24 protein-coding genes are annotated in these 24,288 nt (G+C 54.7%); 12 read left to right on the top strand and 12 right to left on the bottom strand.

Translation table 11 applies throughout. The annotated features are described in order from the left end of the window. Positions 1-138 precede the first annotated feature (138 nt). From dapA to BMX66_RS02495, 3 genes are read left to right on the top strand one after another with little or no spacing between them, the layout of a single operon-like run. On the top strand, positions 139-1,053 hold the full coding sequence (gene dapA, locus BMX66_RS02505) for a 4-hydroxy-tetrahydrodipicolinate synthase (RefSeq protein ID WP_090878048.1): 915 nt from the start codon (positions 139-141) through the stop codon (positions 1,051-1,053). 38 nt (positions 1,054-1,091) lie between these two features. Next, a complete protein-coding gene (bamC, locus tag BMX66_RS02500) occupies positions 1,092-2,213 on the top strand; it encodes an outer membrane protein assembly factor BamC (protein ID WP_177168742.1) in 1,122 nt (373 codons plus the stop codon). 54 nt (positions 2,214-2,267) lie between these two features. Next, entirely contained in the window at positions 2,268-3,239 is a 972-nt protein-coding gene (locus tag BMX66_RS02495) for a F0F1 ATP synthase subunit gamma (RefSeq protein WP_090878044.1), read from the top strand. Positions 3,240-3,382: 143 nt separating this feature from the next. Here BMX66_RS02495 and BMX66_RS02490 read toward each other — a convergent pair whose 3' ends face one another. The 5 genes from BMX66_RS02490 to BMX66_RS02470 form a co-directional block, all read right to left on the bottom strand. Further along, on the bottom strand, positions 3,383-4,909 hold the full coding sequence (locus BMX66_RS02490) for a CotH kinase family protein (protein ID WP_090878041.1): 1,527 nt from the start codon (positions 4,907-4,909) through the stop codon (positions 3,383-3,385). 358 nt (positions 4,910-5,267) lie between these two features. Continuing rightward, the gene (locus tag BMX66_RS02485; RefSeq protein WP_369826958.1) at positions 5,268-5,696 is read right to left on the bottom strand and encodes an OsmC family protein; all 429 of its coding nucleotides are present in this window, start codon (positions 5,694-5,696) and stop codon (positions 5,268-5,270) included. Between the two features lie 171 nt (positions 5,697-5,867). Then, on the bottom strand, positions 5,868-7,742 hold the full coding sequence (gene nhaA / locus BMX66_RS02480; protein ID WP_090878037.1) for a Na+/H+ antiporter NhaA: 1,875 nt from the start codon (positions 7,740-7,742) through the stop codon (positions 5,868-5,870). A gap of 135 nt (positions 7,743-7,877) precedes the next feature. Then, complete coding sequence (locus BMX66_RS02475) at positions 7,878-8,144, bottom strand: hypothetical protein (protein WP_090878035.1); 267 nt, start codon at positions 8,142-8,144, stop codon at positions 7,878-7,880. 276 nt (positions 8,145-8,420) lie between these two features. Then, the gene (locus BMX66_RS02470) at positions 8,421-9,614 is read right to left on the bottom strand and encodes an acetyltransferase domain-containing protein (RefSeq protein WP_199679258.1); all 1,194 of its coding nucleotides are present in this window, start codon (positions 9,612-9,614) and stop codon (positions 8,421-8,423) included. A 244-nt stretch (positions 9,615-9,858) separates the two neighbouring features. Between BMX66_RS02470 and BMX66_RS02465 the strand changes: the two genes are divergently transcribed. From BMX66_RS02465 to BMX66_RS15910, 4 genes are all read left to right on the top strand, one after another. Beyond that, entirely contained in the window at positions 9,859-10,305 is a 447-nt protein-coding gene (locus BMX66_RS02465) for a VOC family protein (RefSeq protein WP_090878033.1), read from the top strand. 461 nt (positions 10,306-10,766) lie between these two features. Then, complete coding sequence (locus BMX66_RS02455; RefSeq protein WP_090878029.1) at positions 10,767-12,245, top strand: MBOAT family O-acyltransferase; 1,479 nt, start codon at positions 10,767-10,769, stop codon at positions 12,243-12,245. A 10-nt stretch (positions 12,246-12,255) separates the two neighbouring features. Continuing rightward, entirely contained in the window at positions 12,256-13,416 is a 1,161-nt protein-coding gene (locus BMX66_RS02450) for an alginate O-acetyltransferase AlgX-related protein (protein ID WP_158593368.1), read from the top strand. 403 nt (positions 13,417-13,819) lie between these two features. Next, a complete protein-coding gene (locus BMX66_RS15910) occupies positions 13,820-14,032 on the top strand; it encodes a hypothetical protein (RefSeq protein WP_255398772.1) in 213 nt (70 codons plus the stop codon). Between the two features lie 323 nt (positions 14,033-14,355). Here the strand turns inward: BMX66_RS15910 and BMX66_RS02440 are convergent, their stop codons facing one another. The 5 genes from BMX66_RS02440 to BMX66_RS02425 form a co-directional block, all read right to left on the bottom strand. Beyond that, the gene (locus tag BMX66_RS02440; protein ID WP_255398771.1) at positions 14,356-14,610 is read right to left on the bottom strand and encodes a hypothetical protein; all 255 of its coding nucleotides are present in this window, start codon (positions 14,608-14,610) and stop codon (positions 14,356-14,358) included. A gap of 348 nt (positions 14,611-14,958) precedes the next feature. Continuing rightward, positions 14,959-15,297: a hypothetical protein gene (locus BMX66_RS02435; protein ID WP_090878025.1), complete on the bottom strand. Its 339-nt coding sequence runs from the start codon at positions 15,295-15,297 to the stop codon at positions 14,959-14,961. 94 nt (positions 15,298-15,391) lie between these two features. Further along, positions 15,392-15,613 (bottom strand): hypothetical protein, encoded by a 222-nt coding sequence (locus BMX66_RS02430; RefSeq protein WP_255398770.1) that lies wholly within the window; start codon positions 15,611-15,613, stop codon positions 15,392-15,394. Further along, the gene (locus BMX66_RS15525; RefSeq protein ID WP_158593367.1) at positions 15,582-15,728 is read right to left on the bottom strand and encodes a hypothetical protein; all 147 of its coding nucleotides are present in this window, start codon (positions 15,726-15,728) and stop codon (positions 15,582-15,584) included. The genes BMX66_RS02430 and BMX66_RS15525 overlap by 32 nt, the downstream gene beginning before the upstream one ends. A gap of 114 nt (positions 15,729-15,842) precedes the next feature. Continuing rightward, positions 15,843-16,406: a helix-turn-helix transcriptional regulator gene (locus tag BMX66_RS02425; RefSeq protein ID WP_090878022.1), complete on the bottom strand. Its 564-nt coding sequence runs from the start codon at positions 16,404-16,406 to the stop codon at positions 15,843-15,845. A 172-nt stretch (positions 16,407-16,578) separates the two neighbouring features. Here BMX66_RS02425 and BMX66_RS02420 point away from each other — a divergent pair, with 172 nt between their 5' ends. From BMX66_RS02420 to BMX66_RS02400, 5 genes are all read left to right on the top strand, one after another. Then, positions 16,579-17,541 (top strand): YdaU family protein, encoded by a 963-nt coding sequence (locus tag BMX66_RS02420; protein ID WP_158593366.1) that lies wholly within the window; start codon positions 16,579-16,581, stop codon positions 17,539-17,541. Further along, on the top strand, positions 17,531-18,208 hold the full coding sequence (locus BMX66_RS02415) for a DUF6475 domain-containing protein (protein WP_090878018.1): 678 nt from the start codon (positions 17,531-17,533) through the stop codon (positions 18,206-18,208). The genes BMX66_RS02420 and BMX66_RS02415 overlap by 11 nt, the downstream gene beginning before the upstream one ends. Positions 18,209-18,553: 345 nt before the next feature. After that, positions 18,554-19,090 (top strand): hypothetical protein, encoded by a 537-nt coding sequence (locus BMX66_RS02410; protein WP_090878016.1) that lies wholly within the window; start codon positions 18,554-18,556, stop codon positions 19,088-19,090. 272 nt (positions 19,091-19,362) lie between these two features. Continuing rightward, positions 19,363-19,662: an EexN family lipoprotein gene (locus BMX66_RS02405; protein WP_199679257.1), complete on the top strand. Its 300-nt coding sequence runs from the start codon at positions 19,363-19,365 to the stop codon at positions 19,660-19,662. 316 nt (positions 19,663-19,978) lie between these two features. Then, complete coding sequence (locus BMX66_RS02400) at positions 19,979-20,224, top strand: EexN family lipoprotein (RefSeq protein ID WP_090878014.1); 246 nt, start codon at positions 19,979-19,981, stop codon at positions 20,222-20,224. A 165-nt stretch (positions 20,225-20,389) separates the two neighbouring features. Here the strand turns inward: BMX66_RS02400 and BMX66_RS02395 are convergent, their stop codons facing one another. Beyond that, a complete protein-coding gene (locus BMX66_RS02395) occupies positions 20,390-21,031 on the bottom strand; it encodes a CDP-alcohol phosphatidyltransferase family protein (RefSeq protein ID WP_090878012.1) in 642 nt (213 codons plus the stop codon). A 12-nt stretch (positions 21,032-21,043) separates the two neighbouring features. Then, positions 21,044-23,953, bottom strand: a complete 2,910-nt coding sequence (locus BMX66_RS02390) for a cation-translocating P-type ATPase (protein ID WP_090878010.1) — start codon at positions 23,951-23,953, stop codon at positions 21,044-21,046. Positions 23,954-24,288 lie beyond the last annotated feature (335 nt).

Below are 24,288 nucleotides of genomic sequence, written 5' to 3'. Positions count from 1 at the left end.
CAAGTGCTGCAATGGTCTGAGAACGCGATTCGATGATTTTTGTGTTGCGTAAATTTGCTTTCACTCGGCGCAGGGTGGGGAATATGCTGGCAGAGGCGAGATTCGGGTAAAATATGATTTTTTGCTGGATCGACCGTCATGGATAATGTTGCAATTCCAATAATTCCAATAAGAGGGAGCCTCGTCGCCATCGTCACGCCCATGCACGAAAATGGCGAGTTGGACCTGGAGCGTTTTCATGCCCTGATCGACTTTCACGTGGCGGAGGGAACCGACGGCATCGTGGTGGTGGGCACCACTGGCGAGTCTCCGACGGTCGATTTCGACGAGCACCATCTGGTAATCAAAACCGCTGTAGAGTGCGCGGCCGGGCGCGTGCCGGTAATCGCCGGTACGGGTGCGAATTCCACCAGGGAGGCCATCGATCTCTCTGTCTACGCCAAGAATGCCGGTGCGGACGCAAGCCTGTCAGTGGTTCCCTATTATAACAAGCCGACTCAGGAAGGTTTGTATCAGCACTTCAGGGCAATAGCGGAGGCGGTGGATATACCGCAGATTTTATACAATGTGCCTGGCAGAACCGTGGCGGATATCGCCAATGACACGGTGCTTCGCCTGGCCGAGATTCCCAATATTGTCGGCATCAAGGATGCGACGGGGGATATGGGGCGCGGTTTCGACCTGCTGTGCCGGGCGCCGCAAGACTTTGCGGTTTATAGTGGAGACGATGCGAGCGCTCTGGCAATGTTGTTGCTGGGCGGTCATGGTGTGATTTCGGTCACCGCCAATGCAGCGCCCAGGCTGATGCATGAAATGTATGCTGCGGCCTTCGCCGGGGATCTCGCCGCCGCTCGTGCCGCCAACAGTAAACTGCAGAGGCTGCACCAGGATTTATTCGTCGAGGCCAATCCCATCCCCGTAAAGTGGGCGGTGGCGCAAATGGGACTGATAGGTACCGGCCTGCGTCTGCCCTTGACGCAACTGTCGGATCAATATCATCAAGTTGTCAGAGAAGCAATGAGCAAGGCCGGGATCGCCGTATTCGCCGTATAAATGGCTGGCCGGAATTTAAGAGGGATTGAATGTTGCGCATGAGATGGCGGATATTGGTCGCGCTATGTTTAGCAGCGATGGTGGCGGGATGCAACCTGCTGCCGGAAGCCAAGAAAATAAATTACAAATCGGCAGGCAAGCTTCCACCGCTGGAAGTTCCACCCGATCTGACGGCGCCAGGTTCAGACGAGCGTTATGTTGTCCCGGATATCAGCACGGCGGGAAGTGCCACTTTTTCCACCTATAATAAAGAGCGCAACAAGGAGACCGGCACCACCACCGGCGGCGGTTCTGTTCTGCCCACGCTGGAGGAGGGCGGCGTACGCATGGAACGCTCCGGTACCCAGCGCTGGCTGGTCGTAAGGGGTGAACCGGATGAGATATGGCCGGTGGTAAAAGGGTTTTGGCAGGAATTGGGATTTCTCATCAAGGTGGAGATGCCGGAAGCCGGTGTAATGGAAACCGATTGGGCCGAGAACCGCGCCAAAATTCCGGAGGATCTGATCCGGAATACGCTCGGAAAGATTCTGGATACCTTGTATTCGACAGCGGAGCGTGACAAGTTTCGCACCCGTCTGGAACGTGGAGAAGACGGCACCACCGAGATATATATCAGCCATCGCGGTATGGATGAAGTGATGCAGGGCGATGTGCGCACTGTATGGCAGCCTCGCCCCGCTGATCCGGATCTGGAAGCCGAAATGCTTTCCCGCCTGATGATGCGGTTTGGTGTGGCGGAAGAGCGCGCCCGATCAGCAGTTGCCAGTACAGGCGTTACTGTGGAGCGTGCCCGCCTCGACCGGGAAAAAGGCGGTGTACTTACCGTGAACGAGGCATTTGACCGCTCATGGCGCCGTGTAGGATTGGCGCTCGATCGTATCGGCTTCACCGTCGAGGACCGCAACCGTTCCCAGGGGATTTATTTCGTGCGCTATATCAACCCCGATGTGGATAGTGGTGCAGGACCCGGCGTGCTTTCGAAACTTATCTTCTGGCGCGACAGTGAAGACGACAAGCCGGAGCAATTCCGTATCCAGCTAAGTGAAGCGGGGGAAACAGGGGAAAGTACCGATGTCAAGGTGCTCAATAAGGATGGTGAACCCGAGAAATCCGGTAACGGGAGCAAGATATTGCAATTGCTGCATGAACAGTTGAAGTAGGCAGGATCCGGAAATTCCGGCAACCTGCCATGCCAGGACAATCAGAGGGAAGTCATGAGCGATACCCTCGCGAATCTGCGCCGGAAGATAGAAAGAGCCCGAGACCTGCGTTCGGTGGTCAGCACCATGAAGGCGCTGGCCGCGGCGAGTATCGGGCAATACGAAAAATCCGTGCGCTCGCTGGATGATTATTATCGCGCCGTACAGCTTGGCTTGAGTGTCTGCCTGAGCGAAAGGGCGCCCTCGGCAGGCGTGGCGCCGCTGCCTGAATATGAACGGAAAGAAAAAAAAGGCACTGGAATCATTGGGGCCATCGTGTTTGGCTCGGATCAGGGACTTGTGGGTCAGTTTAACGATGTGGTAGTGGATTACGCCGTTCATACGCTGGCGGCTTTGCCGGGTAAGAAAAAAGTCTGGGCAGTAGGCGAGCGCGCGCATGACCGGTTGACTGATGCGGGTTTGCCGCCAGCGGGGCTTTTAACCGTTCCGCTTTCGATCAAGGCTATCACACCGCTGGTGGGGCAGATCCTGATGCGGATCATGGCGCCGAGCCTGGCAGAGGGTGAGGGGCATCGGGAACAGAATAACGATCAGCGGGAACAGAAAGTACATCGGAATAAGAACAGGGTCACGCAGCTTTATCTTTTCCATAATAACTCCAGGTCAGGCGAGATATACGAGCCCGTCAATCAGCAGCTGCTGCCGCTGGATGAAACCTGGCGGCGGATGCTGGCTGAACTGCCCTGGCCCACAAGGAATCTGCCGGAGGTGGTGGGCGACAATACTGCGACGCTACAGGCGCTGGTTCGGGAGTATCTTTTCGTCTCGCTCTTCCGCGCATGTGCCGAATCCCTCGCGAGCGAAAACGCAAGCCGACTCGCCGCGATGGAGCGCGCCGAAAGAAATATCGATCAACTGCGCGAAGACCTTCAAAAGACGTTCTACAGTTTGCGCCAGAGTAAAATCGACGAGGAACTGTTCGATGTCATAGCTGGCGTGGAAGCGCTGGCGGGCACGAAGCGGTGAAAGTGCCTGGTAATCGAGGGTTCGGTCCGGAGGGCAATTCCGGCAGGGCTCCATAGCGTTCTTTCAATGCTCTCTCACGCACCACTCAGAACGGGAGCACCGTTCGCGTCGAAGCCGCGAATGCCTCGCTATTGCCACACTCCTCATCTAATTCGATCTGCTGCCCCGGTTGGTCCCATTGCCTGGGCAGGTCGAGGCTGATTTCTCAGGATACGCAAGCGCTGCGTTGCATAGTCGAGCATCTTCTGAACTTTCTGGGTTGGCGGAGTGTTCTGGAGCTCGCTATCGGGCAGTTCCCCGTCGGTTTTCATGATGTAACGGTCGCGCACCTCCATAATCTTGTTTTTAAGCGGACTATCCGAACCATTCCGACCATAGAGCGCAGTCAGGTAATCACCTAGATGCTTTCTGAATTGCGCATCGAGCTTCGGGAGGCCGAACAATTTATCAAACAGGATGCGGGGCGCTTGCGCAATCTCGGCATACGAATAGCTGCACGGTGGGCCGCCACGGCTATCGGAGTCGAACGTATCGTTCACGTCGCGGGCGATAAGCTTCCATTTGCCGCTGGGCGCGTGAAAATACAGCATATCGTTGTTGAAATTTCCGTAGGCGCTATCCCAATGACCTGCGGTGGTGGCGAATGCCGCATAATTCATGATCGAGTCGAGGTCGAGAACCTCGCCAAGCTCCGGCGCCGTGTCGGCTGCATCCATTCGCGTTTTGAAGCTTCCGGCCCCGGTAATATGAGCGAGAGCCTTTAACTGTGCCGCCGTGTCTGCGTCATCCATCTTCTTTCCGTCCAGGTATTCGGGCTCCAGGCAGGGGTAGGTAAAACCCTTGCTGCCTCTGTCGATCCTCAGCGCGCAACCATGAGCCATCGAGAAGACGGTGGGTTTGTCGTCGTCGTAGCGCATCTTGAAGAACCTCCTGTCGAGGGGTTCGGCAATCAGGTAAGCGCGCGCAAAACGGTTATTGCAAACATTGTCCGCATCGCCGGTGCAAAATTGAAACTCGACCAGTACGTAGGCGGTGCGATAGACCGGCGGGCCGCGAAGCGTGGTTTTGACAACGTCTTCCGCCTTTGCGGCAGCCCACGTGGCTATGAATTCCCGCGCGAGCGTGTCATTGCCATTGTCATTCTCCGGGCTTGAGTCGCTGAAGTTGCCGCTCAGGTTCAGTTCTTCGAGACCGTGCAATGTACGGTCCTCAATTGCCTTCCTGCCAGGCTCGCTGTATTCGACTGCTATCCAGTTCCCAGTGCCTTGCCTGGTGTAGACGTCTTTTGTCCTGTCGAAGGAAATGCTGAGTTTCAGTTGCGGCAAGCAGCGTGAACTGTTGCCGCGAACCTTGATGGCAACATCCTTCATGGCGATGTCGTTGAAGGTGAAATCCCGCACATGCGCCCACTTCGCAGTGCCCGTATTGTGGCATCCATTGTTCTTCTCGTCCTCGTGGAGCCGGTTCCACACTGCGTGGTTCATGCGAATGGAAATCTTGTGCATCTGCCCGTTGAATAGTTTACTTTCAGTAAGGTTCCATAATTCCGAACCCGACATTTGCGCGTTCGAACGATCTACATCGACAGGCGGCTGGGCGAATGATCGGACCGGGGAAAAGCCGAGGAAGACAAAGATGCAACAGACAGGCAGTACCCACTGTTTATTCATATTGGCTATTGCTCCTCGAGAACTTTACCTCGGCGCCATGGCTGTACTTCAGTCCAATAGGCAGGACGCCTGAAGCCGGTAAAATAATACTAGAAGAAGAGGAATATCATAAATGTTCCTCCATGGCAGCGGGACAATTCAGCCCGGCAGCAGAGATGCTGCTCCGGGCTTTTTCTTGATTCGCCATGTGATCCTGATACGGCACAGATCCGTCGGTGATATTTTCATTCGTGCGGATCAGGCTGTAAAACCGGTTGTGAACTGACGATAAGCACATTGCGTGAAAGTCCGCGCGGAATGAGAAAATGAGCCGGGTCAGCGGAGGTTCTCCGGCATTTGATGGACGAGGGGCTATTATTTATTCCAGTCGGGCATCCATCGTAATCTTTGCTTTCATCAGCTTCGACACGGGACATCCCGTTTTCGCCTTATTTGCAATCTCCTCGAACTTTGCTTTATCCGCCCCCGGAATTTTCGCCGCTACGGTAAGGTGGCTTGACGTAATCTCGAACCCCTCGCCGACCTTGTCGAGCGTAACGTCGGCGTGTGTCTCGATCTTCTCCGCCGTCAGTCCCGCTTCACCGAGCATCAAGGACAGCGCCATCGCAAAACAGCCCGCATGCGCGGCGCCGATCAACTCCTCGGGGTTGGTACCCTTGCCATCCTCGAATCTCGCCTTGAATCCGTAAGGCGCTTCCTTGAGTACGCCGGTTTCGGTGGAAATGGTGCCGCCGCCATCCTTGATGCCGCCCTTCCACACTGCCCATGCTTTCTTTGTCGTCATGATCGCTCCTCCGGAAAAAGGTTACTGTTGCGGGAATCGGCTGGGGTTCCTGAGCCGACGCTGATAAAAAATTGCCAGATTGTGCGCAAAATCGTGCTGGGTCTGTGCGTTGTCTAACGGATACGCTACTCGGATGCTTGCTCCCGCAATTTTCGCAAGCTGCTTAAGAGACTTTCATCCCCCGCGGTTAGCGGAAGAGTGATATCCCCGCTCGATTGAACTCGCATTCCACAATATCGCAACACCGATCATCGCGGATAGAATCGAGCCCGCGAAAATCGCAATTTTGACAGCCGCATAATCGCTTTCCACGGGAAAAGTCTGGCTTGCGATGAAGAGCGACATGGTAAAGCCGATGCCGGCCAACGCTCCTGCTCCGGCCAATTGACGCCAGGAATAGGCATACGGTTTGTTTGCAATGTTCAGCCATACCGCCATGGCGGCAGCAGCCATAAATCCGAGCGGCTTCCCGATTACCAGGGCTGCCGCGGTACTCGCCATCAGTGGTGCATGGCCGCTGAATATACTTGTATCCATTACCACACCCGCATTGGCCAGGGCGAACACCGGCAATACCAGAAAGCTCGATCTCGGCGCAACATGGCGAAGCATGCGGTCGGCGGGGGATTCAAGGCGATCATGAATGGCGTCCAATGCCTCCAGCGCGGGCTCGGATGGGCCATAACGCAACACTTCCTTGCCGCGCTGCGTTTCCGCAGTCAGGATGGCGTCGGCTTGCAGCATCAGTGCCCTGAGATTGGGCGGCGGACGGGTTGGAATAAAAAGGGCGAGAATGACGCCTGCAAGGGTAGCGTGTATTCCGCTGGCGTGCACGCATGTCCAGAGAGCAATACCGAGGACCACGTAGGGGGACGCGCGATAGACGCCTCCCTCATTAAGCAGCGCCAGTAATCCCACGATGAGGACAGCGGTGGCGAGGTACTCGATATGCAGATCTCCGGTGTAGAAGATTGCTACGACAATGATTGCGCCGATATCGTCGACAATAGCAGCCGCGGTAAGAAAGACGCGTAGCTCGATCGGAACGCGCCTGCCCATCATTGCGATCAACGCAATCGCAAATGCCGTATCTGTAGCCATTGGCACCCCCCAGCCGAGAGACCATGTGCCGTCCGGGCCGCCGGGCACCAGTATCAGATAGAGCATTGCCGGCACAGCCATTCCGCCAATGGCTGCGGCAACCGGCAGCATGGCGGACTGCGGGTTCGCAAGATGGCCAACGGTGAATTCCCGCTTGATTTCCAGACCGACTACCAGGAAGAAAATTACAAGCAGTCCGTCATTAATCCAGTTCTGCAAAGAAAGATCGAATTCCGTCCCGGCAAAGGTAAACCCCAGGCGCAGATTCCACAACTCGCGAAAATCGGGACCAACGATGGAATTGCTCAGCATGACCGCGAGGCCGGTGGCCACCAGCAGCATGACGCCGGTAGAAGGCGCCCATTTGGCAAAATCCAGCGCAGCCGAGTGGACCACGTGACCGAGCGAGCCAAGCATAGCCTCGGAAAGGGAGTTCACATCCCATGGGCCATCGTAACGGCGATCATTGATGAAAAAGGTTGGCGTCATAATGACGCCGCTGGCGGTCGCGCTGTCGATATCCGCATCCACGCGAGCTTTGGCCTGCGCGGCGGTGTCATTTTCCCGAGGACCGTCGTTCTTAGCGCCGAGACTCAAGTCAACGGCCAGCTTGCGCAGATCGTCGTCATTCAACTTATCAGACCGGGTCATCAGCGCGACGTGCACATTCCAGAAGCGCGCGGGGTCGCTGCTATATGATTCCACCATCTCGGCTGCGCGACGCGCGAGATCACTTCCTTTCAGCGGCCGGTGACGAAACACATAACGTAATCGGGTGCCAAACCGGTTGCGCAATTCTGCGACGCGCTCGTGGGCTTCGCGGGAGGAAGCGTCGGCGTAGCTGCCGTATTCGACCAGTGTGATCTCGGCATCGGGAGGACCCAGAACATGGTCGTGTTTTTCGTCGACGGGCCGGTCGAGCCGATTGGGCGGAGTCTCCGGTGTCACGGGTCGATCACGGTAGAAGGGATGTCGAGGGCGCCGCTCACCTTGGGTAAATTCGACTGGATTCGAACCGCGTATTTACCAGGCGCTTACGTCTTGTTTACGTAAGTCGGCAAGCGTACAAAGACGTCTGCCCGATCAGTAGCTGAATTGTTCTCCCGGCACTTCCGCAAATAACGGCGAAGCGAATTCCTGGTTTTCGATACGTTCAATCGCCCTGGACAGCGCGTCCCGGAACTCGCGAGCCTGCTCTGTTTGCATTATGTATGGCCTGCCCGGGTCAGCTTCAGCCAGTTTCTGCTGCTCATGAGCCAGAAATGGAAAGCGAACAGAGAGCAAACCATCAATCGGCTCTGTTTTTACTTCCCATCCCGTAATCGGAAATTGAAAAAGATCGTCATCCATAAAAACTCCTGTCGCCAAAATAAAGCGCCAGTGTAGCAAAGCGAATGTTTCTTTTTTGTGGGCTAGCGCACATAAGCAGGAGAACCGGCAAGCTACCGGTATCCCTATAGAAAGCGTATCGGCTATCCGCAATCCGATGGGATAAATGAGGAGTCATCATGGTTGTCATTTTTGCCGTGCTGCTCGAGCATGACGGACAGCTGCCAGCTAGCGCCCCGGGCAATCTGATTTGCGATTGCAATCACTTCGCGATGAGAGCGGCGCCAGTCGTCCCCGCTAGATATAAGGCGTCCACCGGCGGCCCTTGTGGCGCGACTTCACCGCCGCAAACCACCGGCAGACCGGATAGAACAGCATAACCACCCCTATCCAGATCAGGTAGACGACGGGAAGACCGAATCCCCACCAGGAAGGAAATTGGGAAGACGAGGAATAGAGATTCCCACTCATCCCATATGCGACGATGAGGGCCAGCACGTGAATGACATATAGATGAAGAAGGTAAAAAAACAAGGGCACGCGTCCAAAAGTGATAAAAAAACGTCCGATTGCGCGTTGAGCGCCATGCGCCTGCTCAAATGCTGAAAGCAGAATGAACATCAATCCCAGGGTCATCAGCAGATACAGCAGCGAAGGAGGATATTTCGTGGTGTTGACAAACGAAAGCAGTGTGAACAGAGTGGTTTCCTGCGGTGACCATGGCGAGGGGTCGCCATAGCTATTGTACGTGCGCAGGATGACGAAGGCTGCAATGAGAAGGATTCCCCATCCGAGCGCTGCCTTTCTCCTTACAGTTAATGGCCATTGCATGACGGGGCCAAAGGCATAACCCGTCGCCATCACCCCAATCCAGGGAATGAGGGGATAGATTACCGGGTAGCGCTGAATATGAAGCACGCTGAGCAGCCATCCCTGCCATTCGAGCCTGTCTTCCGCCGTCTGAAATTCCTCGAGCCATATGTCATCCAGGCCATCCAGCAGGTTGTGGCCAAAAATCATGACAGCACCGATGCTGGCTATCGCCCATAAAGGGAGATAGCTCAGTGCGGAAAGTACGACCATCGACCAGCCCAGCGCCCAGATGACCTGCAAGCTCATTTGGCTATAATCGAGGTTGAAATACCAGGAAAAACGTACAACCGTAACCTCGAGAATAACGAGCCAGAGCCCCCGGTAAAATAATCGGCCGGCAAGCTGACGATGATCCATACCGCGAGCAGCCGATAGAAAAGCGCTGGTGCCTGCGAGGAAGACAAAAGTCGGCGCGCAAAGATGCGTGATCCAGCGGGTAAGAAAAAGGGCCCAATCTGTGCGGGAAAGATCGGTCGAGCTGAAGTCGGCCTCAGTGAAAAACCCGCGTACGTGGTCAAGCGCCATGAGTACGATTACCAGCCCACGCATGAGATCCACCGACGCGATGTAGGACGTGGATGGCGCGGAAGAAGTCATTGGGGAAGCATTGTTCAGCATGAAACCTTTCACATGCTCCTTGAGGTTGAATTATCTCCCCATTGGGAACGTCTTGCAGGTGGTTCCTGAAGAGTCGCTCTAAAAATTTGATCTTCAGGGTGAGGAAGGGGTGAGGGCAGGGCAGCGGATATCATAAGCAGCTGTAGTTGTTACATCGCCGGCAAAGCGTAAAATGGCAAACCTGAAATAGACAGGGAAAGATTCTCCGCAATCAAACAGTGTAAGTCACCCGGGGGAAAAAAACATGGACGAGCAAACGAAACCGCATATTGTCGGTGTCAACCACGTCGCGCTTGAGGTGGGAAATATCGAGGAGGCGCTGGACTTTTACGGTCGCATCTTCACATTCAAATTAAGGGGCCGCGGTCAAGTCGCCGCTTTCATCGACATGGGCGATCAGTTCATCGCGCTCATGGAGGGGCGATCACAGAGCGCAGACGACCAAAGGCATTTCGGCCTGGTCGTCGATGACCGTTCCCGCGTACGAGAACTCGCGGAAATGGCGGGCGCCACGATGCTGGAAGGCGCCAGGCTCGACTTCCTCGATCCGTGGGGCAACCGCATCCAGGTGGTAGAGTACCGCGACCTGCAATTTACCAAGACTGACGCAGTGCTGAAGTACATGGGTTTGGATCTGGACAAGAGCGAAGAGGCGCAAGCGGAACTGCGGAAGAAAGGAATCGAGCCTTGAGCTGGAGGGCGGGCAGTCATATGACTCGCCTCCAGTGGCTACCTGTTATTGCTAGCAGGTAGTACTTCATTTCAATCGGGCAAAATCGGCCTCCTTCATTTGGCCAAGGTCGCGGGCAGTCGCGGCACCACGTAAGACATCTTCGAAATTTCCCGAGCATTGCGAGTTCAATTTGCGTACAATCCCAAACAGCCTTGTATCAGCAAAATGGGCAAGCGCAACAATACGATGGCAACGTCTTGATTCGGAGCCAGGCCGCGAATACGCGGATACGCCCGAGGTCTGAACTGCATTCATTTGAACCCGTGAAGCCATAGTCTGGCTTCGTCATGAAGAACCAGTGTGCGGAAGCCTTTGTCATCCGCGAATTCTCGCTTAATACAACCGGAAATTCGGCCGTAAATATTGATTCCGGCCAAGGCAACACACCTGGTTAATCTATAAAGATATGTTACGGACAGATGATTTTTAGCTCTCCGAAGTTCATTCTGCTATTTCTACCACTGGCGTTCTTCGGCTACTTCTTCCTGAATAGACTTCGACTTGTCCTCGCGGGCAAGGCATGGCTGGTGGCTGTGAGCCTGTTCTTTTACGCCTACTGGAACATTGCTTACCTGCCGCTTCTTCTGGGTTCCATATTTTTCAATTTTGCCGTCGGCACAAGTCTTTCCCGGGATCCGGCATCGAGTCGCTCGTGGTTTTCACCCCGTTTTGTTCTGGGCGCCGGCATTGTTGCGAATCTTGGTTTGCTTGGCTATTTCAAGTACGCCGACTTTCTGATCGACAATATCAACACCGCATTCGACATTGGTTTGAATTTGCCTCAGATCCTGCTGCCGTTAGGTATCAGTTTCTTTACATTCACACAAATCGCTTATCTCGTGGATAGCTACCGGGGGGAAGCCAAGGAATACGATTTCCTCAACTATGCGTTGTTTGTGACCTTCTTTCCTCACCTGATAGCGGGTCCAATTTTGCATCACCGCGAAATGATGTCGCAATTCGCATCTCGCTGGACGCTGGCGGTGCGTTACCGGAATATCGCCCTTGGTCTGTTCATTTTCAGTATCGGTCTGTTCAAGAAGGTGGTCATCGCGGATACCTTTGCGGTTTGGGCAGATGCCGGATTCGATGGCGGAAAGACGCTTGATTTTTTCAGTGCCTGGGCAACGAGTCTCTCGTATACATTCCAGCTCTATTTCGATTTCAGCGGTTACTGCGATATGGCGATCGGCGCGGCGCTGCTGTTCAATATATGGCTGCCGATCAATTTCAATTCTCCTTACCAGGCATTGGACATACAGGATTTCTGGAGAAGATGGCATATGACGCTTAGCCGCTACCTGCGCGATTATCTCTACATTCCACTGGGCGGCAGCCGTTGCTCCGCACCGCGCGTCTACTTCAACCTCATGGCGACCTTTATTTTGGGCGGCCTCTGGCATGGCGCGAGCTGGATGTTCGTCATATGGGGCGCGCTTCACGGTGCTGCGCTGGTTGTTCATCGGGCATGGAGCGGGCTGGGCTTGAGCATGCCCAAAGCGGCGGCATGGCTGCTGACGTTCAACTTCATCAACATCAGCTGGGTTTTCTTTCGAGCCAGCACCCCTGATGACGCGCTCAGGGTGATACGCGGAATGGCGGACCTCGACTCGGTTCTGAATTTTTCGGCAATAGACATACCGGCGGACAGCCTGGTGTGGGGCGGCTGGTTTTCGGATTATCTTCTGAGATGGCTGCCGGCAGGTCTTGCCGCGAACGTACTCTGCTTCAGTGCGATCATGCTCACGCTGGGAATTATCAGCCAGAAGAATTCGTTCGAGTTGATGGCAGGCGGTCATGGCACGGCAAAACTGTCGGGCGCGCTTCTGTTGTTTTGCATCGCGATGCATTTCACGATGGCAACGACAAGCTCGGTATTTCTTTACTTCAATTTTTAAGCTGGTCGCCATGAAAAAACAGGTTTTCATGTTTGTCGGAGTCGCCTTGCTTGCGCTGGCGGTTGTTCCGGCAATCAACCTGAATCTGGGAAATGGAGAGAAAAAGGGGGAACAGGAATGGTGGAGAGCTTCTGTACTCTACAACTTCGATTTTGCCTCAGCCTTCCTGAGCCGTTTCTTTTATCCGCATGGAATTTCCACTAATCCGGATCAGGTATTGATAGGAAAAGACGACTGGCTCTACCTTGGGGAGAAATACGAAAATACGATCACCGCCGGACGCCGGGGTGCAACTGTCGAGGATGCGGAAATCGCCAGGATAATCGGTCACGCAACGGAATCCTGGAGCCAGTGGTTGAATCTCAAAGGCGTCAGTACGTTCCGGGTCATGCTGGGACCCGACAAGGGAAGCATCTATCCCGAGTTTCTTCCTGACTGGGCACAACCTGCCTCCGCGTCTGCAACGGACACCTTGTTGGCTAACGTCAGCCAAGGACTCTACGTTGATACGAGAACCGCGCTGAGAACAGCAAAGTCCCGGTTTTCGGAGTCCCTCTACTACAAAACGGATACTCATTGGAACAGTCTGGGAGCCTGGGTGGCATTTCATGCTTTCCAGACGGAGATTGGCCGCACTGAAGCAGGGCTGAACTGGCTTACCGAGCGGGACGTGCGTATTTCGAGCACCGGTGATCGCCAGGGGGGAGATTTGGCAAAATTCCTGAGGTTGAAGGAAACATTGCGGGATAACGAAGTGGTCGTCGATATCATCAGCAAGCTGCCGATTGAAACCGAGCAGTACGATTTCGAGACGGGCCGCCTCAAGCATTCAGGCGGAAATCCGGAGATTCATACCGCGCAGCGCCCGTTACTTGTCAAGTCGAAAAACGCCCTGAATCAGAAGAGAATATTGTGGCTGCGCGATTCTTTCGGAACGGCCATGGCTCCTTTCATGGCTGCAACCTTCACCGAAACGCTGCAACTCCATTACGATGCGGCACATCCCGAGATATTTGCCCGGCTGGTGGATATCTACAAGCCCGATTACGTTTTCATAACGGTAGTTGAAAGGGGAGCCAGAAGGAAGAGATTCGGAAGCCTTCCGCCATTGATATTTCCCTCTGGGGAAGCGGAAAATTCCGAGGCGATAAGCCGTAGAGTTTCCTTTTGAAACCTGCGTCATAACGCTCGTAAACGATGATTATAGGTGTAGGTCGGGTTAGCGCAGCGTAACCCGACAAGGATCAATCAATGAGATACAGACGAGCATGGGTTGCCGGCGGTTCGTTCTTTTTCACGGTCGTGACCGCGAAACGCCGACCGTTATTCGCATCCGTCGAGGCAGTAGATGTGCTGCGAATAGCATTCCGAACTGCGCGCGCACGCCATCCTTTGAATTTGGACGCCATAGTGGTTCTTCCTGATCACCTGCATTGCATGTGGTCGCTACCGGCGGGAGATGCTGATTTTGCAATCTGCTGGAGGTTAATCAAGACATGGTTCACCAAGCATTGCGATCCAGTTTTGCGAATAGCGAACAACGGTGGCATAACAGCAAAAAGGGAAGAAGCAATATGGCAGCACCGCTATTGGGAACATGTTTCCGGGACGAGGCCGATAGTGCCCGGCATATGGATTACATTCATTTTAATCCCGTCAAGCATGGTCTGGTTTCGTCGGCAATTGAGTGGCCGTATTCCAGTTTTCATCAGTACGTCAGATCAGGGGTATATGCACCCGATTGGGGGCAGGGCAGCAAGGATTTTGAAGGGATTGGGCATGAATAGCGGAGCGGATTGGGCTTGGCATTGTCGGGTTACGCTACGCTAACCCGACCTACAAGTTACAAGATCATCGACGAATTGGGTATTCGCAGAAACATGACGGAAACAACCGATTCCATGGCCTTTCGAATCCTCAAATCGCGGTTCGAAATTTAGGGGTAGGTCGGGTTAGCGTAGCGTAACCTGACAATATAATGCGGTAAATACTGAAATTCGCCGTAGCGGATGTGAATTTTTGCTGCATCCGGAAGAACTCGACGAGGGGTGGAAGCGGCGCGTTAACGGTATTATTTACTTGGGTTGCCAAGTATATAACCGAAAAAACACTATTCGTTCAATTCATCCAGTTTCGCCGCCGCAAGGCAAACCGCTTCGCGAAGGGTTGCTCCGCTGGTGCTGATTTCATCACAGTATAAAGTGAAGCCGCCCCGGTATTGGGGGGAAGGGCGGTTATAAACCGCCTGATCGCAATATTCGCCGAGCCAGTCCAGTATTTCGGTATCCGAAAGGTTAAGGGGGGCTGGACGACGTTCGGTCCACAATTCTTTCCAACCCATCCAGCGCCCAGCCCCCTTTCCCATGATTTAGCCCCGACTTTTTCTCCACTGTTGCTTCGCCCTTTCAAACCGGGCGGAGTTCCGCGCCAGGCACGGCCTGGACATTTCTTTGCGCCTTTCCGTCACCAACCGCTTGTCTTTCCACGCCGCCTGGGGCTTACAGGATCGAGGCTATGCCGAATCGGGTTACACATCTGTTTCGCGGGTGCTGTAAACAACCATCGAACCAACTTCGGAGATGTTTTGCAGCACAGGGAGCATATTACAAGTAAAACTTGTAATTGTCAAGGAAAAACTTGTAGGGATTACAAGCGGCGGGGTTCGAGCCGGTGTGGAGTATGACCTCCGCCGCCAAAGCGTTTGAGTGTGCTCTTACCGGGGCGGCATTCTTACAAAAGGCGTGGCGCCGGAACCACGCTGATGCGTTCGTCCAGGGCCGTACTCAACGACGTGGTCATCTTTCAGGATTACCGAATAATCCGTGACATCGCGATAGGAGTTACTAAAAGCCGACCAGTTGCCAGCACTTCGATCAATGTAGAACAGTACTTCATATTCCCCGCTGCGCTGGTAGCCATCCGGACTGCCGATGGCCCTGATAACCTGCGCTTGTGTCATGCCTTCATGCACTCCAGCCATTTTTCCCCGGGTGGCACATGAGGAAAGGGAAAGTACCAGGATGCTGAGCAGCGCGAAAATAACAGGTCTCATGATGGCTCCATTAAGAGTATGAACAGTATTATTTTAAAGTAGCTACCGTCGGCTCGGAGGCAATGACCGGGCAGAAAGAATGCGTTTCATTGCGCTAGCTTTCCAATTCCTTGATGAGCAACGCCACTTCCGCCACTTCCGCCAGGACTTCCTTTACCGCGTGTTCGAGGGTATAACGGCGTTTTTCCACTTCACGAAGATGCTCGGGAAATTGCGTAATATATTGCTCCAGCTTTGCCCGCGCTTTTTCTGAAACATGAAAGGCGAGCAGCATCTCCAGACTATCATAGGGCAAGCTGTTCATCTGGGCTTTCATCGGTGATCTCATCTTGCTCCGCCTCCGCCCGGATCACTGATACCACAAGACTCTGCTCTACTTCGGCTTCCATCCCGGCCATGGTTATGCACTTCGCCCCTTTCCATATCGTCATATCCCTATTTCATCCCGATCTATCCGATCGAGTTTTTTAACTCAGATCTATTTCCGCTAGCCGCGGCGTCTGTCGTTTTTTCTTCGGTCTATCTGATGTCTGTCATGCACTCTTCTATCTGATTGCCGTCTTTCCACGACCCTTCGTTCCAGTCTCGGACATCCGACGCGGAGGAAACGCCGGAGTCGGGTGAGGAGCCAGATCCGGTAAAGGCAAGGGCTTCAGGTCTACCGCGGGCGCTGCTTCCGCCTCTTCCGCAGGTGCTTCGCCTACCAGGGCCTTGCTGATAGTTACCAGGCGGGCAGCATCTTCTTTCGACATGCGCCGCATTGCTTCGATGACCTGATTGATAAGCGGGTCGTTGTTTGATGCCGGTTTCTCGTTTGAAATGGATTTCTCAATGGCAGGTTTGAAAGATTGACCCGTCCTTGCATCTCTGCCGGAGACTGCTGCTCCATGCATAGCCGTGGAGGTCTCCGCGGGGACGCCAAAGTGCATCAGTGCCGGCGGCAGCTTGAGCACCTGCGCGATCTTGTTCAATCTTTTTCCACGGGGCTGGGTTGCGCCGGCTTCCCATTGCTGCACGGCTTGCGGAGACACACCGACCAGTTCCGCCAATTGGGACTGGTTCAGATTGAGCCTTTCACGACCCTCGCGGATTATTTTCGCAATATTCATGCATTCATAATACAAGCAACGCTTGCAAAGTGCTTACAAGAATTACTTGACATATACAAGTAATTCTTGTAATAATGTCTCTATTGGAGATCGGTCAATCAAAAAAGTTCGCCCATCGGGTGGATCAGCAGGTTGACGAGGTCCAGTTACCTTCCAATGAATGGAGTTATCCGTGAATTATTATGAACGTTATTGCGGCGACTATCAGCGTGATACCGCACATCTTTCTCTAGCCGAGCACGGTGCTTATACGATGCTGCTCGATACTTATTTTAGCGTGGAAAAACCATTGCCCAAAGATCTGCCTAGCCTGTTCAGGGTTTGCAGGGCAATGACGCGGCTTGAGCAACAAGCGGTAAAGACGATTGCCGAGCAGTTTTTTCCCGTTTCGGCGATTGATGGATTGCGACACAATCATCGTGCCGACCGCGAAATTGCCAAAGCTCGGCCGAAAATAGAAGCAGCACGAATCAATGGTAGAAAAGGGGGCCGCCCTTCGAGAGAAAGCTTGCAGCAAAGGTGGCAGGAAACCCTGGAAATACCGGGTGGGTTACCTGGGGATTCCGGCAATGCCGCCACCGGGATATCCGCTGAGGAACCCGGCGGGAAAGCCCACCAACCCCAGCACCAATACCAATCCCAACACCAGCGTAATAAAAACACGGACTGCGATTATACGAACGCTATCGGGCCTTCGATGGGGCAGGCGTCCGCGTCCAGTGCCGTGTCCGACTTCGTTTCGCTCGCTCCTCATCTCGCCACAGATCCGGCCGAAGCCGTCGAAACCACTGGGTGGGATTCCTTGCCGCCCGGCTTGGGGGGTTCGTGCTGTAAAACCCTGATCCGCCTGGGCGTGCGAGGTTGTAACCCGCATCATCCCATATTGCTTGCATTGCTTCAGGCCGGAGCGGTGGAGGATGAGTTTGTGCAGGCAGCAAAAAACGCTGCCGCCAAGGGAAAAGCGAATTTCGCTTATGTCGTCGGCACCGTGAAACGGCAGCGTGAAGAGGCTGCAAAACTGGTTTTGCACCGGGGACGAATGCCCAACAGGCAGGAAATGCTTGAATCATCCAACAAGGCCGCGACCGAAGGATGGCTGCCGCCGGAATTGAGGGAAGCTCAGCATGCAAACTGATGATTTTCAGCAATTCCATGACGGCATTGCCGGCGTGATGGGGTTCTATGGCAAAAGCGTATCGAGGTTTGCGCTGGATGTGTGGTGGACCGCTCTCAAACGGTATGACCTGGCCGCGATTGTGGACGCTTTTAACCGCCATCTCGCAAATCCCGACGCAGGGCAGTTTGCGCCGAAGCCGGCCGACGTTATTCGCATGCTGCAAGGGTCGACGCAGGATGCAGCGATGAGAGCGTGGGCTAAAGTCGATCAAGCGGTGCGCAGCGTGGGAACGTATTGCGACGTGGTGTTCGACGACGCGCTTATCCACCGTGTAATCCAGGATATGGGTGGATGGATCGCGCTCGGCGCCAAGGCGGAGGATGAATGGCCGTTTGTGGCGAAGGAATTTGAAAACCGTTATCGCGGATTCTGTTCCCGCAGTGAGCGTCCGCAATACCCGGCAACGTTAGTTGGAATTGCAGCAGCTCACAACAACCTGAAGGGCTTCAAAAATGACAAACCGGTGCTGATCGGGAATGAGCAGTTGGCACGGCAGGTGCTGCACGGTGGAACGAACCAACCAGCGCTGGGATTGAAACGCATGAGTGCGGACCTGGACGAGGCTGTGGGCGAGGTCCTGCACAGCCAGACCAGGCTGATGAGCGAGCAAAGAAAGACAGGATGAGGCGCCTCCCAAGCATCGAGGCGAGGTAAGCGGAATTTATCGGAACCATGGCAGCAGCTAAAACAGGAGAAGTGAAAGTAAATGGAAACAAGAACCACTCGAACAACGGGACCTCGCAGGATCCAGGGAAATTTGACAACCGCTGCACGTGACAGCTCCTTGCATCTGGAGCGCTGGGAGTACGGGAATCCCGAAGCGGTTGCAGAGCGCAGGCAGGCGCAATCGTGCCACGGTTGCCGATTTGAAGAGACGATCCGTTTTGCCTCGCAACTCTCGAAGTATTGTGCGAAAGGACGGAAACATGGGAAGCATTGTGCATTATATCAACCAGAAGGAATATGACAAGTGAAGTTCAGAAATCCGGAGCATGCCCTGAGATGGGCTTATGAAACCACCAACAGGCCAATCGTGAAAATATCTTCCGTCAATGCGATGCGCGGACCTGACAGGGAAGGGGAGACCGGCGCGGATGGCGAGCTGACGGCGTACGACCGGCACGCACAGGCGGTGTTGATACTTGGGCTGTGCGAACGCGTATTATCGGCCTTGCATTTGGCCTACGTGACCGTGCAGTACGGCAGGGAGGCAAGCGGATTCGATTTGCTTGCGCGCCATCTCGCCGCGAATTTTGGCACAGGGATGCACAGCCGGAGAGGCATCGAGCTGATAATCCGCACTTACTGTGGGCAAAAGTCAGGACTGCGCGAGATCAGAAAAACGTTGTCATGCGGGATGCTCAAGGCCGCGTCACTGCGCAACCGCGGTTATGACGCGCTGGACATGATCCACAACCAGGCGATGGATATCTTGCAAAGGGAGATGGAAGCCCGGGATATGTTGGACAGTGCGGCTCATAGTCCGGCTATGGGCGAAATGTCGTAGATGCAGGGCCGGATTAGCGTGGGTAATCCGGCGGAGGGAATGATTATGCCCGGGGATCGGCATTATCCATCAATGAGGTATTGCCATGGTTCGCTAGCGCACAGAGAAAGGGTGCGCCACATGTAATGCTCAAAATCAACGGCGCTGGAAAGAATGATGATTCGAAATGGGAAAGCTTCCAGATGATACGTTATGGCTTAGCCTCCACTTTTCAAATAAAGCGCCCAACTGAAAATTTAGCGGGCATATATTTTCTATTGAAGAGTTAAACCATGAAGATGAAAAAGAACGTAACCGCTGTTCCAATCGCCGTAAGTGTACTGGTGATCTCGATACTGGCGGGATGTGAAAGCCGCCGGGTAGACGACGAAGTTCGATCCGTGGACTGGTACGAGCAACATTCAGCGGAACGAGCAGCAAAGCTGGCTGACTGCATGACCAACCCCCGTACGCTTGATGCTACGCCAGATTGCGTGAACGCCAGCCGTGCGGAGAACAACGTAAAAGCCAATACAGAGTGGGGGACGCCGGATGAGGGCGTCCGGACCACGCCGCCGCCAATTGTCAAGTGAGATTGAAAGAGGTGGTGGGTTGTTTTGCACTGGTCTGGCTGGTTTTTTATCCTGGAATTTCGCAGATAGGTTGACTAGCGCACAGAGCAACGTGCCTCGATACGAGATCATTAACATGGCTCTGCAACATATGGCGGCCAAAATGGATGGGCTGGGTTTTTGAGCGGGGATACCACGGTTTGGTTGTGGAGAGTGAAGCAGTGCGCCCATCATCAAAAATCACGACAAGAGCGCCCTACAGCCTCTATCGCTCTATCTGTGGCGTCCCCGGATCGATAATTTGTTAATGAGTATATTTCTATTAATGGGTTAAACCATGAAGACGAGACAGAACGTAACCTTTATTCGAATCGGAGCAAGCCTGCTATTCATATCGGTACTGGTGGGCTGCAAGATACGGGATCCGCAGGATGTTCGTCCAGTAGACTGGTATGAAAAACATGACAAGGAACGAGCAGCAATGCTGGCTGACTGCCAGGCTGATCCAACCAAGGCTGATGCGATGCCGGATTGCAAGAACGCGGCTCAGGCAGAAGAAAACGTAAAGTCTGCCGCCAAATAAAACAGGCGAAAAGGCGGGTTGAGGAGTCAGGAATACCATAACCAACCCTTCTTTATCAGTAGCTGAGGCTGGCTGCGTTTGATAGCGCGGGCTGCGCCGATGGCAGGCGTCTTCTCCATGAGATGGTGAAGAGGAGCCGCCGCGAGTGCCTGCCTGCGAACCCGGCTATATTTTGGGTATCCGCAGCGTTTTGCTGATCATCAGGGTTCCAGACAATACAAACAGCAGGGCCAGAGGGTGCAGTTCCCATGGCCCGGCGGTCCACACTCCCCAGTAAAGATTGTCATCCAGGCGCTCCTTCCACGCGGCTAGCGCCAATACGGCGGTCAGGAAGATACTGGTAGGAATCGGCGTACCTTCGAAGTAGGCAACTTTATCGGCTCCAGCCGAAAGACTTTCCGCTGTAATATTGAATCTTGCCAACCGGCTTACTCCGCAACATACAAAATAAATCAGCGCTAGCCAATCCCAGCCGCCGCGCAATCCCGCCGCGAAACCAAGAGCGGCAGGAGCGATGCCGAATGAAAGAATGTCCGCCAGCGAGTCGAGCTCCCTCCCCAGAGTCGAATGCTGGCGCCGCCACCGCGCTATGTGTCCATCGAGCACGTCGAATACAAAAGCTGCCGCCATCATTGCAGCCGAGCTGAAGAAATGGGCGGCCGCCTTGCTATCAATATAGAGCATGGCGAATAGCACAGCCGCTACACCGCAGGCTGCGTTACCCAGCGTAAAAAAGTCCGCCAGGTGGAATCCGCGAATCATTGAAAAATGTTTGGAGGACTGGGGGGAATCGGGGGAGGGGGGCATGGTTTCTCCGGATCAATCATTAGGATGCGTGTCTTGATCCTTGCTGCCAGTAGCTTGTGGCGCGTGCGCTTGGCTGCCGCGTATGGCGCGTCCGATTATTTTGCTCAATTCACGCAGCCACAGCACGGAACTCGCCACCAGTGCGCAAGACAGCCAATCCTGGAAGCTCAAGCTCACAGTCGAAAACGCCTGTTGCAGGAAGGGCACGTAAACTACCGCCATTTGCAACAGGAACGATAACAGGATTGTGCCCCACAGCCATTTGTTGGAAAGCAATCCAACGAATGCGCTCTGTTCGCCGGAACGGGCGTTGAAAACGTTAAAGAGGTTAAACAGTACCAGAGTGGTAAACGCCATGGTCTGTGCGTAGCCTATGCTGCCGGAGCCTTCAATAAAACCGCCTGGCAAGCTGGCGTCGAGCACTATCAGTGTCCCCACAGCCATGATCGCGCCTACCAAGAGGATGCCGAACCACATCCGGGACGTGATCACGCCTTCGTCCTGCGGACGGGGCCGTTTGCTCATTACATCCGAGCCGGGAGGATCCACCCCAAGCGCGAGTGCAGGCGCGCCGTCCGTCACGAGATTGATCCACAGGAGTTGCGTAGCCAGCAGCGGCAGGACGAGGATTTGTCCTTCAGCCTTCAATCCGATGGTGTCCGCCAGCAGCAAGCCGAAGAACATCACGAGCACTTCGCCGCTGTTGGACGAGAGCAGATACCACAAGAACTTGCGGATATTGGAGAAAATGGCGCGACCTTCTTCGACCGCCGCAACGATCGAAGCGAAATTGTCGTCCATGAGCACCATGTCGGCCGCTTCCCTGGAAACATCCGTTCCCATTATGCCCATTGCAACGCCGATATCCGCGCTTTTCAGGGCAGGTGCGTCGTTTACACCATCGCCCGTCATCGCCACAATCGCTCCTCCTCGCTGCAACGCCTTGACGATTCGAAGCTTGTGCCCGGGGCTCACGCGCGCATAGACCGATACTTCCTTTACTGTCTGATCGAGGGCGTCGTCGGAAAGCTTCTCGAGTTCGGTGCCGGTAGTCGCACGTGCTTTTTCGGTAATGCCGAGTTGGCCCGCAATAACGGCCGCGGTCACGGGATGATCACCCGTTATCATAATCGGACGTATCCCTGCCGCCGCCGCGCGGGCGACGGCTTGCTTCGCTTCTTCACGCGGCGGATCGATCATGCCGATCAAGCCGGCGAACACGAGATCCTGCTCGATGCGTTCGTCAACTTTATCGGCTTCAAAGGCGTTAGCAGGCAAAGAACGGAAGGCAACGCCGAGTGAACGCAGCGCTTCTCCCGCAAGCTCTTCATTTGTTTGCAGAATCGCTGCCCTGCGGTCCGCCGTCAAGGGTTTCGCCTCTTCCCCCACAAGTTCGTGCGAACAGCGCTCGAGCAACAGGTCCGGCGCACCTTTCGTGAAGACGCACAGATGCTCCTGGCTCTGTGCGTCTTTATGAATTGTCGTCATCAACTTGCGATCGGATGTGAAAGGCACTTCGCCCAGGCGCTCGAAACGTGCATCAGGTGCCTCATCTTCCAGCTTGGCTTTGCGGAAAGCGACGATGAGCGCCCCTTCGGTTGGGTCACCCTGGATTGTCCAGCGGCCATTGTGCTGTTGCAACATGGCGTTATTGGCCCGCTCGGCGATAACGAGGGCGCGCTTCAGCTCTGTTCTCAGCGCACCAGCTATCGCTCCCTTTCCTGCCCTGTCGTCCTCAGTGCCGCCATCAGCGATCTCTTCACTCCCCTCCCGGCGCACTTCACCTTCGGGGGTATATCCCGCGCCATCCATTACTACCCGGCCGCTCGCCGTGACAACGGCGCGCACTGTCATCTCATTCTTCGTCAATGTGCCTGTTTTATCGGAAGCAATAACGGTTGCCGAACCCAGCGTCTCGACTGCCGGGAGGTGCCGTATGATGACGTTTCTGCGCGCCATACGCTGCACACCGAGGGCAAGTACAGCTGTAACAACCGCGGGCAAGCCTTCCGGTATTGCTGCTACAGCCAGCGCAATGCCCAGGATAAGTACGTCGAATAACGCCGCAAAACCGCTGACATCCTCGAGGAGGATAATTGTCGCGATCATGACAACGGCAATAATGACAATGATTATTCCCAGGAGCTTGCCCACGCGAGCGAGTTCCTTTTGCAGCAACGTGGTCTCTACCGGGGTTTCTTTCAGCATCCCGGCGATGTGCCCCATCTGTGTCTGCATGCCGGTTGCAACGACTACGGCGCGCCCTCGACCGAAAGTTGCGGCCGTGCCGCTGAAGATCATGTTATGGCGGTCGCCGAGTTCGGCTTCTTCCATAATCACAGACGTATCTTTTGGCACCGGCAGGCTCTCACCGGTCAGAGCCGCCTCCGCCGTCTGCAGCGCGGTCGACTCGATCAGCCGTGAATCGGCGGCAATGGTATCCCCCTCTTCAACAAAAATGATATCGCCGGGGACCAGTTCCGTGGCTGCCATGCTCCTCCGCGCGCCTTCCCGAACAACATTGGCGTGCGCTGCCGACATATCACGCAGGGCTGCTACAGCTTCCTCCGCGCGTGTTTCCTGGATATAGCCCATGGCAGCGTTAAGCAGCACGACTGCGAAGATCGCAATCGCTTCATAAGGCAATGCCGATTCGCGCTCATATAGCCACAGTCCTGCCGAAATTGCCGTTGCGATCAGCAGCAGGATGACCAGCACATTTTGGAACTGCGCCAGGAACTTCTTCCAGCGGGGGGTGGGTTTCTCGGCTGCCAACTCGTTTTTACCGTATCTTTCCAGCCGCGCGCGCGCTTCGGTTTCACTCAAGCCGCGCGCCGCATCGGTACCGAGCGCGGTCAGTAGCTCATCGACAGCCTGCTGATAGGGATCTTTCGGATGCTGCTGTGCGTTCGGAGTGCTCATCGGGCATCATGACGCTTTTGTGCTTGCCTACTGAATAGAGGAGCCTCTGGTCAACGGGCAGGGCTTAAGGAGGCGTCCTGGCCTGAGGCGTACTGTTCAACAACTCCTGGATCTGCTGCGTGCTGACCCTGCGGTCGGACCGGGATTTACTCGACAATAATTGCCCCGATGGGATAACCGGTCGAGTAAATCACTATCCCATCAGGCCCTTCCGTGCAGCATGCAGGCGGTTTTCCCCTGGAAAGTACCTGATACCCTGTTAAAGCGGCTGCTAACGGAATTCAGGGATGAGATGTTTCGCGCTTTATGGCAGAAGTATCCGTCGCGAAGTGGAG

Source organism: Nitrosovibrio sp. Nv6 (assembly GCF_900110495.1).
GTDB lineage: Bacteria > Pseudomonadota > Gammaproteobacteria > Burkholderiales > Nitrosomonadaceae > Nitrosospira.
Note: the sequence above shows the minus strand (reverse complement) of the source record. Positions and strands in the feature narration are given on the sequence as shown.

Coding starts and splice junctions, on each gene's coding strand:
- BMX66_RS02455 (WP_090878029.1), top strand. CDS start 10,767: ATGATTTTTAGCTCTCCGAAGTTCATTCTGCTATTTCTACCACTGGCG.
- BMX66_RS02435 (WP_090878025.1), bottom strand. CDS start 15,297: ATGAGACCTGTTATTTTCGCGCTGCTCAGCATCCTGGTACTTTCCCTT.
- BMX66_RS15910 (WP_255398772.1), top strand. CDS start 13,820: ATGGCAGCACCGCTATTGGGAACATGTTTCCGGGACGAGGCCGATAGT.
- BMX66_RS15525 (WP_158593367.1), bottom strand. CDS start 15,728: ATGACGATATGGAAAGGGGCGAAGTGCATAACCATGGCCGGGATGGAA.
- BMX66_RS02395 (WP_090878012.1), bottom strand. CDS start 21,031: ATGCCCCCCTCCCCCGATTCCCCCCAGTCCTCCAAACATTTTTCAATG.
- BMX66_RS02440 (WP_255398771.1), bottom strand. CDS start 14,610: ATGGGAAAGGGGGCTGGGCGCTGGATGGGTTGGAAAGAATTGTGGACC.
- BMX66_RS02415 (WP_090878018.1), top strand. CDS start 17,531: ATGCAAACTGATGATTTTCAGCAATTCCATGACGGCATTGCCGGCGTG.
- BMX66_RS02390 (WP_090878010.1), bottom strand. CDS start 23,953: ATGAGCACTCCGAACGCACAGCAGCATCCGAAAGATCCCTATCAGCAG.
- BMX66_RS02450 (WP_158593368.1), top strand. CDS start 12,256: ATGAAAAAACAGGTTTTCATGTTTGTCGGAGTCGCCTTGCTTGCGCTG.
- BMX66_RS02405 (WP_199679257.1), top strand. CDS start 19,363: ATGAAGATGAAAAAGAACGTAACCGCTGTTCCAATCGCCGTAAGTGTA.
- BMX66_RS02465 (WP_090878033.1), top strand. CDS start 9,859: ATGGACGAGCAAACGAAACCGCATATTGTCGGTGTCAACCACGTCGCG.
- dapA (WP_090878048.1), top strand. CDS start 139: ATGGATAATGTTGCAATTCCAATAATTCCAATAAGAGGGAGCCTCGTC.
- bamC (WP_177168742.1), top strand. CDS start 1,092: ATGAGATGGCGGATATTGGTCGCGCTATGTTTAGCAGCGATGGTGGCG.
- BMX66_RS02490 (WP_090878041.1), bottom strand. CDS start 4,909: ATGAATAAACAGTGGGTACTGCCTGTCTGTTGCATCTTTGTCTTCCTC.
- BMX66_RS02400 (WP_090878014.1), top strand. CDS start 19,979: ATGAAGACGAGACAGAACGTAACCTTTATTCGAATCGGAGCAAGCCTG.
- BMX66_RS02495 (WP_090878044.1), top strand. CDS start 2,268: ATGAGCGATACCCTCGCGAATCTGCGCCGGAAGATAGAAAGAGCCCGA.
- BMX66_RS02475 (WP_090878035.1), bottom strand. CDS start 8,144: ATGGATGACGATCTTTTTCAATTTCCGATTACGGGATGGGAAGTAAAA.
- BMX66_RS02430 (WP_255398770.1), bottom strand. CDS start 15,613: ATGAAAGCCCAGATGAACAGCTTGCCCTATGATAGTCTGGAGATGCTG.
- BMX66_RS02425 (WP_090878022.1), bottom strand. CDS start 16,406: ATGAATATTGCGAAAATAATCCGCGAGGGTCGTGAAAGGCTCAATCTG.
- BMX66_RS02470 (WP_199679258.1), bottom strand. CDS start 9,614: ATGCTGAACAATGCTTCCCCAATGACTTCTTCCGCGCCATCCACGTCC.